The following is an 11,932-nucleotide window of genomic DNA, read 5'->3' on the forward strand; positions in this document are numbered from 1 at the left end:
GCGGCCCTCGGGCTACGCCCTGGGCCCGCCGCGCTCGGCATACGCAGGTAGGGCTGTCTGCAGCCTTTGCAGTGCCGTTCCTGTGGGGGTTTGGAGAAAGTGAATTGGTTGGAGTGAGGGGGTTACTGGGCAGGGCTGTCTGCAACGGCGGGGCTGGAGAGACGCAAAAGAAGAGGGCAGGGCGCCGGCTGTCAGTAGATCGGGAGCGTTGCTGTACCGATATACAGTCGCCCTCGCCAGCCGGTGGCTCGCAGTACCTCCGACCTGCGGTTTCAGGCGGGAGAGGGGTGTCGCGTCCAAGGACGCGCACAGAAGCGACGCAGCAAACGACGCCGGATGCGACGGGGCATCCGCCAGCAGGTCCCCCATGAAGACCCGCAGTGCTCGCAGAGGCGCTGAGCTGCTGCCCTACCGCGTTTTACGGGGGTTGGCCTTCAGCATGACGAGGGCCCGCGTGGCCGGCTCGGGTTCCAGCCCCAACTCGTCCAGTTCCCGCTTGAGGCGGGTGTAGGTGTGCCGAGCGGCGTCGTGGCGTCCGGCGGCCTGATACAGGCGGATGGCGTGCTGGGCCAGCCGCTCATGGTCTGGGTGAACAGTGCTCAAGTGCTCCAACAGGCTCAGGATCACGTCTCGCTCCCCTACCGCGCCTTCGGTGTGCTCTGCTCGGTGGGCAATGCGGAGGACGGCGTCAGTGGCCTTCATGGTGAGGTGTTCGCGGATGGCGTCGGCCCACAGGTAGTCGCGCCCCTGAGCGAAGGTCCCTCGGTAGCGGGCAATGGCTTCGCAGGCGGCATTCAGGTCTCCGCGTCGGAGTGTTCCAGGGGTTCCGTCCGGAGGCAGCCCGTTGAGGATTTCCTCGAATTCCGCAAGGTCGGTTTCCACGAGTTCCGGGTGCAGCTTGTGGAGCTCTCCATGGCGGAGGATGAATTCTTGTGTGGTGATCCCGGTAGCGGCGCGAAGGGCGCGGCGTACGGCGCGGCGCAGGTTTTTCAGTGCGTTCTGGTCGTTGTTGCCGTCCAGGTGCAGTTTCTCGGCGATGTCCGACGCCAGGAGTCCTGCGGGGTGCGCGGCGAGGAGGGCCAGGAATTCGTGGACTTCCGGCCGGAGGTTGGTGCCGATGGGGTCTGGGTGGCCGCGGGCGTAGAGGGTGACGGGTCCGAGCACGTGGATGCGGACCGGTTTGGTCTGCGTTGGTTGTTCTGCGTGCTGCCTGTCCGCCGGCTTCGGGAGTGGGTCCGTGCCGGGTTCGTCGGCGGCTTCGGTTTGCCGGGTTCTCGGCGGTGGGCTGGGGTTGGGAAGGATGCGCAGGTGGCGGCGCTGGCCGTGGGCGCCGAGCAGGACTTCGGTCATATCGCGCCCGGCCTCGGGGGTGAGGTGGAAGAGCTGGAGGCGGTCGAGCTTCGATGCGTGTCCGTGCGGGAGGCTGGTGCTGCCGTCGGCGGCGATGTCCCAGCGTTCGGCGCCGGGGAGGGCGGTGTCGAGGGTGAGGACGATCAGGGTGTCGGGTCGGCTGCGAACTGCCAGAGCCTGCAACTGCCCGTGGTGCGCAGGGCCGGGCGCGGTGAGCAGCAGCAGGGTGCCAGGAGCCGCTTCCCGTACCGCGGGGCTGGTTGGCGTGGAGGCGGCTTCCGGCAGTTCCGCTTCTTGGTCCTGGCACGCGCGGGCGTGGGCGAGGAGGTGTAGCTCCGCGGCCCGGAGAGCGTGTGCGGTGTCCGCGCTTTGGGTGAGGGCCGTGAAGGTCGGCGGGAGTCCGGGGAGCAGGCGCTCGGCGAGGTCCGCGGTGACGACGGCAGTGACTCGGGCGGGTGAGGGGCGCTGGCGTTCGGCGGCGGTGAGGATGCCGGTCAGCAGGGCGCGGGCAGCTCCTTCGGCTCCCGGGCCGCTCCAGAAGCAGCCTGCGGTGGTGGCCAGTACGTCGAGGGGGACTTCGCTGTTGTCCTGCTGCCCGATGGTTACGGTGCTCGGGCTGCGCGGTGGTTGAGGCGGTGTACGGCGGGTGAAGAGGGCCTCGGGGTCCTGCGGGCAGGGTGGTTGCGCGGCGGCACGGGCGGCCTGTGCGGCCTTGTCCACAATCGGGCTGAGGGACGACGACTGCGTTTCCTTCTCGGGTCGGCGTTGGCGATGTTGCTGCACGTACCAGTAGCGGCGTGCGGCCAGGAGTCCGGCGGCCGCGGTGATGCCGATCAGTCCGGCCTCGCCGATGCCGACGGCAGCAGGCCCCGGTTCGGAGCCGGTGTTGCGCGGGGCGCTGTCCTGGTGGGCGGGTGCCGAGGGAGTGACCTTGTCGTCCCTGTGATGCTCGGGGGCCCAAGTCTCGGCCGGCGTGGGCTGTGCGGGCGGGGTCTCCACCGGCTGCTCGGGGTGTGCCGGCGCGGGAGCGGCCGGGTCGGGCTGGTGTGGCCGGGAGGTGTCGGTCCCGGTGACCGGGATGGCCAGCCTCCAGCCGGGCCTGATCAGGTCGGGATCGCTGAGCCGGGTGCCGTCGCTCTGGACGCGGTTCTTGTTGAGGGCGTAGATCCGCGGCCATTTGCAGGGGTCGTCCAGGTGCACGTGGGCGATGTCCCACAGGGTGTCGCCTTCGACGACCGTGTACTCGAAGTGCTGGGCAGCACCGGCCCCGTCCACGGCTTCGGTCTGCGCGGGTGAGCCAGGTTGCCGAGGAGGGGCGCCAGGTGTCCCGGCGCCGGCCCGCTCCCCTCCAAGGCGGGCCGCCCGCTCGGCGGAGCCCAGTTCCACAGGAGCTGTAGCGGCGGTGTGGTGCAGCCAGGGCTCGTTCGCCGTGAAGGACTGGTGGGCGCCGGCCGTTGGTCTCCACAGGCCGATGAGGGCAAGAACGAGGGTGCCAACGCACAGGGCTGCCAGCGAATTCCTCGCAGACAGTGCTGCCACGTGCTCGTCGTGTGCCGTGCGGTCGCGAAGGAGTTGAGGCAGGTTGGTGGCGTACCAGTAGGTCTCGCGGAGAACGGTCCAGGCAAAGGCGGCCCAGCACAGCCAGCCCGCCAAGGCCAGCAGCTCGACCAGCAGGGGATCGCTGAGCGGCTGCGTCAGCCGCTCCCCCACCGCGGACCAGGACATGATGTGCTCGGGCCAGGGAACACCTGTCGCCTGCCACAGGATGTAGGGCATGCCGAGCAGCAGGGCGAGTGTGGCCGTCAGGGTGCCGCCCGCGGTCGCGGCTGCGGTCACGCGCTGACGCCGCGGGCTGTGATGGGTCATCGCCCGTTCGCTCTTTCCGTGAGGGGAGGGATGGCCGACCGTCTACGGGGTGGCGCGTACGGCGTGCGCTGTGGCTGTTGCATGAACGGTGAGGGTGCGCAGGCCGACGAGTTGCAGGATCTGGGTGCTCTGATGATGGGTGACGTGGACGGTGACGGCATCGCCCTGAACCGAAGCCGTACCGCTGTCGCCGGTGGCGGCGACGTGCGCACGGGCGGTGCGGGCGGCGTCGGCACGGAGGAGCCGGACGTCGTCGCTGCTGCGGAGCCGGGCGAGGTCCAGCTTCTGGGCGCCGCTGCGAGCCGCTTCCTGCGCCGCATCCAGCGCCTGAACTTTTCCTGCCAGGGCCAGACCACCGTCGACGACGATGCCGGCGAACAGCCACAGCGCGGCGAAGGCGCCGACGACGAACGCGGCAACCTGTCCTCGGTCGTCACGGGCTGCGCGCGGCACGTCTCGGAGCCGCGAAAGCTGCGTAGGCCCGTCCCCCTTCATGAACTGCTCCGGAAGGAGTCGACGGCGGAGAAGGCGGTGCCGGTCAGGGTGACGTGGCCCGGCAGCCCCGTGCGGGTGAAGTCGCGCAGATCGGCGGTGCAGGAGACACGGGCCGTCACCGTGGCACCAGGTGCGAGGCCGCGGGTGGTCAGGCGGACGCTGGGGCGTGTGCAGGCTGCTCCCGCCTCGCGCAGTGCCGCGCTCGCGGCGCGCTGGGCCTGCGTGCGCGCAGCGGCCTCGGTGCGGGCCAGGGACGCGGCGCGTGCGGCTTGGTGGGCGGCGTCCGTAACGACCATTCGGGCTTCGACGAGCAGGCCGAGCGCGACGACGACCAGCAGCACGAGGACGAGGAGCGGGGTGACCAGCACCAGCTCCACCGCAGCGGAACCGCGGTTCCGGTCATCCGGCATGCGGCCCGCGCCACGCCGGGTCATGGCCTCCCTCCGTCGGGGAAGGTGACTTTCTCGGTGGGGCCGGAGGCAGTTCCGGAGGCATGCAGTGTCAGGCCGGGGACCACGGGGATCACGACCCCGTCCACGCGCACGGTGGTCCGGGCAGTGGTGCGGTCGACGCTCACGGAAGGGGCGGTGAGGACGCGGCTGCCCAGCGCCGCCAGGCTGCTGCGGGCCTGGGCCTGTCCGTCGGCTGTGGTGGCGTTCTCGGCCCGGGCGGCGGCCAGGGCCCGCTGGGCGGCGTACTGGGCGATGTGCCGTGCGTGCCAGACGAGGGCGAACTGCACGATGAGTAGGGCGAGCAGCAAGAGTGCTGGGACGACGAGCACGAGCTGCGTACTGACCGCCCCGTGGTCGCCGCGCAGTCGGCGAAGGAAGGAGGCCACGAGTCATCCGACGTCGATGCCGCCCGCCTTCGCCATGACCTTGTTGGCGATGATGCCCACGACGGTCAGGGCCAGGACGGCCAGCAGCGCGGTGACCACGATGGTCTCGGTCGTGTATCCGGCGTCTTCGCGGGCGCGTCTGCGTACGACGTCCAAATGTGCGCGCGTGAGAGCGACCAGGGTCCTGAGGTGTTGCATGGGAGTGCTCTTTCGTCGAGATGGTGCAGCGGAGATGTCAGCTCACGGACATGACGTGCGCGAGGGCCGGATAGCCGATCAGCAGCAGGAACGCGGCGAACAGACCCACCACGGGCAGCGACATCTGCTCGGTCGCTGCCTGCGCCGCTCCGTCGGCTTCGGAGATCCGTCGGCGGCGCATCGCCCGGGCCTTCGCTGCGAGGGAGGCGCGGACCTTGGCGCCTTCGCTGCCCGCCAGGTTGAGCGTCGAGGCGAGTTCGGTCAGCTCGACCACGGCCAGCTGTCTTCCGAGGTCTCCGATGTGGGACCAGGGGCTGGTGCGGGTGAGCTGCCCGACGTGGAGGGCGTGTCGCAACTTCCCGCCGGCCCAGCCCTCGGGGGCGGCGACGGCCTGGGTGAGGGCCTGCTGGACTCCGGCTCCCCCCGCGAGCGCGATCACGGTCAGATCCAGTACAAGGCTGAGGGTGTGCCGCATCTCGCGGCGCCGCATCGCGGCCAGCTTGCGGACACCGATGTCCGGTGCGAAGAACAGCACCACGGCCAGGGCGAGGGAGCCGACCAGCGGCGTCCACCAGCCCGGTTCGACTCCCGCACCCAGATGGAGAACCAACGCGGCGGCCCACGGGGCGAGGAGCCCAGTGATCGCGCAGACGGCCTTGCCCGCGAGGTGATTCTCTTCGTTCGTGCCGCACACGGTCAGATCGGCACGGAGCGAAGCGGTGGGGAAGCCCAGCGCCCGGACCAGCGGTACGGCATGTCGGCCCAACCGGGTCGCCCACTCCGCATCGTCGGCGTCGTGCGTTCGCCCCTTCATCGGTGGGGCAGGCGCGTTGAGCGCTGTCAGAACGTCGGTGAGGGCCGGCCGGTTGGGCCGCAGTCCGTAGAGGAGGGCGGTCGCTCCCGCCCCGAACAATGCGCCGAGGAGCATGACGATCACCGCGTACCTCCTGCTGCAGAGCCGGTAGCGGCGCGGGAGCTCCCGGGGGCGACGAGCCGGACCGGCTCCTGGATGCGGCCGATCGCAGTCAGATAGGCGAAGCTGGCGGCGAACAAGGCGCCCACGGCAGTGAGGACGGCCTGACCGGTCAGCGTGTTGAACGGGTCCAGATAGGGGCGATTGAAGATCACGAGGCCGGTTGCCATGCCGACCGTCACGATCACGGTGATCCGCAGCCCGGTACGCACGCTCGCTCGTCCGGCGTCGATGCGCTGCCGCATGGCTACTTGTTCGCGTACCGATTCCGCCAGCTCGCCCAGCAACGGTCCGAGCCGGCTGGTCTGTTCCTGCGCAGCCATCACCAGGGCGGCCACGACCACATCGACAAGCGGGTCGTCGACGTCCACGGCGAACGCCCGTAGAGCGCTGGGCAGCGGTTCCCCGGAGCGGACAGCGGCAGCGAGTTGCTGCGTCTCCCGCTCCAGCGCGGCCGGCGCGATGTCGGCGGTCGCCAGCACCGCCTGCTCCAGGCCGGCCGCCGCGGAGAGCGTGTCGCGCAGCATCTCCGTCCAGGTCGCCAGCGCCTCCATGCGTTCCGTGCGCCGGGCCGCGGCCCGGTCCGGGCCGAGGAGGCCGGGCAGGGTGAGCATCGCCACCGTGGTCAGCACGGCCGCCACCGGCCAGGTCGTCAGCGCTCCGGCGACCACCCCGGCCGCAACGGAGATCGTCACGCGCCGCGTGGTCCAGTTCGCAGGCAGTCGGCCTGCAACCCGACGCCACAGCGCGGGCCGGCCGTCGCGCACCTCCCGGCGTACGGCGCCGTACCCGATGGCCACGAGGCCCAGGCCGAACAGCAGTCCGCACGCCACCGCAAAGCCCGTCCATGTTCCGGGATCGAACGCCGCGCCCATCACGCCCTCCCCCACGGCTGCGGGGTGGCCAAGCTCTGCGCGTCCAGCCCTGCGGCGGCCAGGTCACCCAGGGTCTCCGGTCGCAGCGGAGTCGCCGGTACGGCCTTCCCGTCAGGGCCGGGCCGATAGACCTCGTTGGAGACGATCTGAGCGCCGTCCGCGTCGATGACCTCGCGTACGGAGTCGATGACGCGGCGTCCGGCGGTGTCCCAGCCCAGGTGGACGACGAAGTGGACCGCGGAGGCCACCATTAGGTTGGTGGCCTCCAATGAGAGCCGTTCCGGTGACTGGGCGGCGTAGGAGGCGAGCTTGGTGAACACGCCTCGGGATGTGGAGGCATGGATGGTGGAGAGCGAGCCGTCGTTGCCCTGCGACATGGCGTTGCACATGGGGATGACTTCCGACCCTCGGATCTCTCCGACGATCACCCGGTCCGGCGACATCCGCAGCCCCCAGCGGACCAGTTCCGCTTGGTCGACGCCGCCCTGGCCCTCGATGTTCGGCTCCCGGGCCTGCATGGCCACGACGTTGGGGTGGGCCGCCGGATCGGCGTCGAGGCCGAGTTCGAAGGTGTCCTCGATCGTGACGAGCCGTTCCGCGGTCGGGATCTCGTGAGCGAACGCCCGTAGAACGGTCGTCTTGCCGACGTTGGTGCCGCCGCCGATGATGATGTTCTTCCGGGCCCGCACCATCGCCGCCAAGAAGGTGGCCAGTCCGCCGTCGCACACGCCAAGCCGCACCAGTTCGTCCATGGAGGCCGCAGGGAAGCGGTGCCGCCGGATCGTCAGCGACACCCGGCCACACACCGCCATGACCGCGAACAGTCGGGACCCGTCCGGCAGCTGCAGATTCAGGCGGGGCATGCCGCGGTCGAAGCGCCGTTCCTCGCCCTCCGTGCCCGAGGCCAGGGTGCGAACCAGGTCCACCAGCTCAGCATCCGAGGCCGCCACCGGTGCTTCTCGGCGCCAGGTTCCGGCCGCGTCCTTGACCCACACCACGTCGCAGCCGTTGACGCAGATGTTCTCCAGCGTCACATCGGCCAGCAGCCGTTCGAGGCTACCGGTACCGAACAGCGCGTCCTTGACCGCTTGCGCAACCGTCTCCTCGACCGCGGCGTCGACCATCGGGCTGCCCTGGGCCAGGGCCAGACGTCGCTGCGCTCCCAGCTCCTCGGCCAGCAACCGTCCCACGGTCACCCGGCGAGCCGACTCGTCCTCCGGTGGCAGCCCCGCCGCCTCGCGTTCACCCGCGTACGCGGCCAGCCGGCTCGCCACCCGCTGCCGCACCAGGCCTGTCAGCTCCTGCTCGTCACGAGCGGCCATCACGCGCGGCGGCATCAGCCCTCCGCTCATGACAGGGCCCCCTTCTCGCCCGGGCTTCGCACGGTCGCTGCGCGAACCCACTCGCTCCCCACTGGCGCCACAGCGTCTGCGCCCCGGTCAGCGCTCGGCATCTGTGTCTCCTCCCCGATCAGCAGTTGCGCCATCGCGCGGGCCGCTGCCACCAGCGGCGGAGTACGCCATCGCCGCGTTCGCAGCGCCGTGCGCCGGGTGTCGCTGATCGCGGCCACAGCCCGGGCGTCCCAGGGCAGAGAGCCCACCCGAGCGACACCGACCGTCTTTGCGACCTCGTCCGGCGCGTACGGGCAGGGCCCGACCAGGGCCAGCGCCGCCCGCTCGGACCACGAACGGTCGCCCAGCCCGTACATGGACATGTGGGTCAACGGCTCCGCCCCGCCGCGTGCCACCAGCAGCACACGGTCGGCCCGCGCCAACAAAGGTTCGACGTCCTCGCCCAGCCGTCCCGCGTCCAGCAGCACGGTGCCCCGGTCGCTCCCCTCCCCCATCAGCACGCGCAGACCGGACTCGGTGGCCAGCAGTCGCACTGCCTCCCTACAGGGCCCTCGCCCAGGCACCGCCACCACGGCCCGTACGCCAAAGGGAAGTTCGTGCACCGCGCCCAGCAGAGACCCCGGATAGCGCTGTCCGACCATGGCTGCCACGTCCAACAGCGAAGGAGAAGGCGATAGACCGAAGCGGACCAGGAGGTCACCGCCCGAACCGTCGGCTTCCACCACGACCGGCCGCACGCCGCCGTCCATCTCCGTGGGCCAGGCCGCCGCCAGGGCCAACGCCGCCGTCGTCACACCCGGAGCGCCTGTGACGGACCCCAGCACGACAAGCCGCCTCACGGAGCCTCCCGGCCTTCAGCAGGCAGCACCACCACACGCGGATGGTCAAGCTGTGCGGCCCGACGAGCCGCCCCAGTCTCCACCAGCACGGTCACCACCCGCGGCCCGCCCGCAGACTCCGGCTTCCGTACGTCCGTCACCGTGCCGACCACCGCGGAGACGGTCTTCTCCGCCTCGTCGCCGGGCGCCTTTCCCGCGGCCGGGCCCGACAGAACCGCGACGCGCTCACCGCGCGACAGTTCTGTCGGTGCGCCGCCCGACTCGACAGCCAGGGCCACTTGCGAGGAGCCGGCCGGAGGAAAGGCGGCCTTCGACCCCACCTGCCCCGGCGCAAGGAGCGAACCGGACACCAGAGGCACCCGCGCCTGCCGCCCCAGCACCGAACCCCGCTCCGAGACGGGCACCACGCCAGCTTCTGCCGCCACCTCCACCACCCGCAGATCGCCCGGCTTCAGCACACGGCCAGCAGGCACATCGCGAGCCAGAACCAGTACCTCCTCCCGCTCGCCCACCACCTGCGCGGCCAGCGTGAATCCGACGGCTGAGACCAGCACCGCACCCAACCCGGCCCACGCCCACCCCAGCCTGCGCCGCCGAGCACCCGTCACCACGGGCTCGTGCTCCGGCCCCGACCGCCGCGTTGCCGGCACCCCGACCCCGACACCCTGTTTGGCTGTAGAAGACATGGAGGTACCCACGATTCACCTTTCACGAAGAAGACTCCGACGCTCACCGAACCGGTCACGCCCCTGCCAACAGGCGGCACCATCCCGCCACGACCGTCAGCGCCGGACGACGGCCTGCACCTCGTCCACCACCAACGTGCGGGACGCCTCTATCTCCAGGCCGGGCACTACGCCTGACTGCCCGGCACCGTGCCAGCGGACATCCCAGGTCACCTCCACAGACACGGTGTAGGCCCGTCCGGGCTCGGTCAGCGACGCACGTCGATAGGTGTAACCGCAGTCCGGCGACGGTTCCCGGGCGCCATACGAGTCCGAGTACGGCGTCCCCGGCCCCTGACACACCACGCGACCGCCCTCGCCCATCGACCACACCGCCTTACGCGGCCGCGCCGTCGCCGTCACCTCGACCCCTCCGGCCGAAGCAGAGACCGACACCGGCTCCCAGGTCCCGTGCTCCGCCCACATCCACGTCGGCACATGAACCACCTGCACGAACTCCTCGTCGGGACTTGTACGGATCACCGGCTCGGGCAGCTCCAGCCGCTCCACCGCCCGCTGCGCCACAATCTCTACGGGGACCTGCTGCTCCCCACCCCGGTTCTGCTCCTTGGCCTTCCCAGCGTCGAAGCGCGGCAGGATGCCGACACCGTCACCCAAGGGGATCTTCCAGCCATCGGCCGCGATCGTCGGCGGCCCTGCGGCCCCACCACGCGACTTCGCGGAACCTTTCTCGCCGCGGGACGGCTTGTTCCTGCCCGAGCCACCGGACTTCTTCCGGGAGCTCCGGACCTCCGCCTCGCAGGACCCTCCCACACACCTCACGCCTGCGTAGTGCGAGCCGGCTCCGTCAGCTCGGGCTGGTCCAGGAGGGCAAGTCAGGAACACCAGGGCGCCGGCGACCACGCCTCCTGTCGTCGCACGGCAGCGGCTCAGCACGAACCGACCTCGTGCATGTACAGATCGGAGACCTTCCACACGCCTTTCGAGCGTGTGACGGTCGCATCGGTCTTGAAGTGTCCGCCGGGGACATCGTTTTTCAACTCGCCATTGTGCTTGTACTGCAGCCACTCCCGGTCATCCACACAGTCCGCCAGGACGACCTTTCGGTCATCGCCCGACACCACTTCGGGATCCACTCGGGGCGCTCCCCGGGTGATGACCCTTTCCTCCCTGGACTTCTTCAATCCGTACTTCAGCAATTCGAGAGCCCCGTCCGAGGCGTGATCATCCAGCAGCGGAGAATCCGGATCCGATGTCCGGGATGCGGTCGCGAGATCTCGCCACATGGCCCTGTAGCTGTCCAGCGCTTCAGCATGCTTCATATCGGAAGGACGGGACTCCGTGACTTCAGTCCTTCCCTGCGGCAAGGGCTTGGAATCAGACGGGCCTTTCGAGCAACCGATCAGCAGAAGTGATCCTGCGAAAATCACACCTGCGCCGGACAAGAGAGTGCATCGGCCCGCCATTGTGCGCTCACCATCCCTCAAACTTCATCTGGAACGCCACCATAGCCACACACGTGGCAACTCTGAACGAAATGAGACGCGAGGCAGAAACGAATCGCCGCGTCGAACAATCGCGGAGCTACGGGAGAATTCCGCCTGCTGGCACCCCATCTCGTCGGTCATACACCGATCGTCGGCGCCCTGCCGAGACTGTGCAGCCTGTCACTCGTACGAGTGACAGGCTGCACAGAAGGGGAACAGGAACGATGCCCGAGGTGGGCCCGCGGGACCACCGGTTCGCCCTGGCGAAGAGCACATCATCTGCGCTGGCACCGGTCGTCGGACGCAACCGGAAGGCGCAGCCAGGCCACTTTCGTCACCCCCGAGGACCTTCTGAACCCCCAACCCCCCTTGCTGAGGTAGTGAACGATGTGCAGACCACGCCCGCGCTCGGCCAACGTGGCGCCCAGAGCCTCCAGTCCTCCGCCACGGGTTGCTTCGTTCGGGGTGAACGGTGCCGCCACGGTGAAGAGGGGGAGTTCAGGAATGAGCGGGTCATGGTCTTCGACTTCACAGACGAGCTCAGTTCCGGTACGGCGTAGCCGAATCTCGTACGGCCCCGTCGCATGCTCGACAGCATTCGCGACAAGCTCCGAGACAGCCAGCACCGCATCGCTGACCAATTCGCCTTCATGACCGAGCTGATCGAGAGCCGACTCCATTGCCGTGCGAGCCTGCGACGTCGCATTGTGAGTGCAACTGCTCCAGCGTCATACGACCCACGTTGCAGCTTCCCGGGCGGGGTTCCGGATCATCGCCGCCCACCCCGAGCTGCGTGCCGCCCGCGCACGACACGTCGGTGACGGCCTCGCCCCGGTCCGACATACTCGCGCACGCCAACACCGGCGAACGGGCCAGAGACCACAACAGATGGCAGCAGCAGAAAAGCGATGAACAAGAGCGGTGTCACGGTGAACGCCTCCAGTGATCGCGAACGGTCCACGACCACGACACC

The 11,932-nt window shown here is 69.7% G+C and carries 12 protein-coding genes and 1 pseudogene; all 13 read right to left on the minus strand.

Annotated features, from left to right (window positions below):
- Window positions 1–408 precede the first annotated feature (408 nt).
- Complete coding sequence (locus GCU69_RS22705) at window positions 409–3,216, minus strand: BTAD domain-containing putative transcriptional regulator (RefSeq protein WP_156207035.1); 2,808 nt, start codon at window positions 3,214–3,216, stop codon at window positions 409–411.
- Window positions 3,217–3,258: 42 nt separating this feature from the next.
- Window positions 3,259–3,711, minus strand: a complete 453-nt coding sequence (locus tag GCU69_RS22710; protein ID WP_156207036.1) for a pilus assembly protein TadG-related protein — start codon at window positions 3,709–3,711, stop codon at window positions 3,259–3,261.
- Complete coding sequence (locus GCU69_RS22715; RefSeq protein WP_156207044.1) at window positions 3,708–4,088, minus strand: TadE/TadG family type IV pilus assembly protein; 381 nt, start codon at window positions 4,086–4,088, stop codon at window positions 3,708–3,710. Before GCU69_RS22715 ends, GCU69_RS22710 begins: the two co-directional genes overlap by 4 nt.
- 53 nt (window positions 4,089–4,141) lie before the next feature.
- Entirely contained in the window at window positions 4,142–4,549 is a 408-nt protein-coding gene (locus GCU69_RS22720) for a TadE/TadG family type IV pilus assembly protein (RefSeq protein WP_156207037.1), read from the minus strand.
- Window positions 4,550–4,552: 3 nt separating this feature from the next.
- Entirely contained in the window at window positions 4,553–4,747 is a 195-nt protein-coding gene (locus GCU69_RS22725; protein WP_156207038.1) for a hypothetical protein, read from the minus strand.
- Between the two features lie 37 nt (window positions 4,748–4,784).
- Complete coding sequence (locus GCU69_RS22730; protein WP_156207039.1) at window positions 4,785–5,684, minus strand: type II secretion system F family protein; 900 nt, start codon at window positions 5,682–5,684, stop codon at window positions 4,785–4,787.
- Complete coding sequence (locus GCU69_RS22735) at window positions 5,681–6,595, minus strand: type II secretion system F family protein (RefSeq protein WP_156207040.1); 915 nt, start codon at window positions 6,593–6,595, stop codon at window positions 5,681–5,683. The genes GCU69_RS22730 and GCU69_RS22735 overlap by 4 nt, the downstream gene beginning before the upstream one ends.
- Window positions 6,595–7,947 carry a CpaF family protein gene (locus tag GCU69_RS22740; protein WP_156207041.1) on the minus strand — a complete coding sequence of 451 codons (1,353 nt, stop codon included), beginning with the start codon at window positions 7,945–7,947 and terminating at the stop codon, window positions 6,595–6,597. The genes GCU69_RS22735 and GCU69_RS22740 overlap by 1 nt, the downstream gene beginning before the upstream one ends.
- Complete coding sequence (locus GCU69_RS22745) at window positions 7,944–8,741, minus strand: MinD/ParA family ATP-binding protein (protein WP_235978643.1); 798 nt, start codon at window positions 8,739–8,741, stop codon at window positions 7,944–7,946. The genes GCU69_RS22740 and GCU69_RS22745 overlap by 4 nt, the downstream gene beginning before the upstream one ends.
- Before the next feature lie 41 nt (window positions 8,742–8,782).
- Window positions 8,783–9,340 carry an SAF domain-containing protein gene (locus GCU69_RS22750; RefSeq protein WP_235978644.1) on the minus strand — a complete coding sequence of 186 codons (558 nt, stop codon included), beginning with the start codon at window positions 9,338–9,340 and terminating at the stop codon, window positions 8,783–8,785.
- Between the two features lie 228 nt (window positions 9,341–9,568).
- The gene (locus GCU69_RS22755; RefSeq protein WP_235978645.1) at window positions 9,569–10,129 is read right to left on the minus strand and encodes a hypothetical protein; all 561 of its coding nucleotides are present in this window, start codon (window positions 10,127–10,129) and stop codon (window positions 9,569–9,571) included.
- Window positions 10,130–10,401: 272 nt separating this feature from the next.
- Window positions 10,402–10,794: a hypothetical protein gene (locus GCU69_RS22760; protein WP_235978646.1), complete on the minus strand. Its 393-nt coding sequence runs from the start codon at window positions 10,792–10,794 to the stop codon at window positions 10,402–10,404.
- 440 nt (window positions 10,795–11,234) lie between these two features.
- Window positions 11,235–11,651, minus strand: a pseudogene (locus GCU69_RS22765) (ATP-binding protein); the annotation flags it as partial.
- Between the last annotated feature and the right edge of the window lie 281 nt (window positions 11,652–11,932).

The organism is Streptomyces lycii (assembly GCF_009735685.1).
Taxonomy (GTDB): Bacteria; Actinomycetota; Actinomycetes; order Streptomycetales; family Streptomycetaceae; genus Streptomyces; species Streptomyces lycii.

Excerpts from the sequence above, each read along its gene's own strand:
- GCU69_RS22705 (WP_156207035.1), bottom strand. The coding sequence starts at position 3,216 with ATGACCCATCACAGCCCGCGGCGTCAGCGCGTGACCGCAGCCGCGACC.
- GCU69_RS22710 (WP_156207036.1), bottom strand. The coding sequence starts at position 3,711 with ATGAAGGGGGACGGGCCTACGCAGCTTTCGCGGCTCCGAGACGTGCCG.
- GCU69_RS22725 (WP_156207038.1), bottom strand. The coding sequence starts at position 4,747 with ATGCAACACCTCAGGACCCTGGTCGCTCTCACGCGCGCACATTTGGAC.
- GCU69_RS22735 (WP_156207040.1), bottom strand. The coding sequence starts at position 6,595 with ATGGGCGCGGCGTTCGATCCCGGAACATGGACGGGCTTTGCGGTGGCG.
- GCU69_RS22740 (WP_156207041.1), bottom strand. The coding sequence starts at position 7,947 with ATGAGCGGAGGGCTGATGCCGCCGCGCGTGATGGCCGCTCGTGACGAG.
- GCU69_RS22760 (WP_235978646.1), bottom strand. The coding sequence starts at position 10,794 with ATGAAGCATGCTGAAGCGCTGGACAGCTACAGGGCCATGTGGCGAGAT.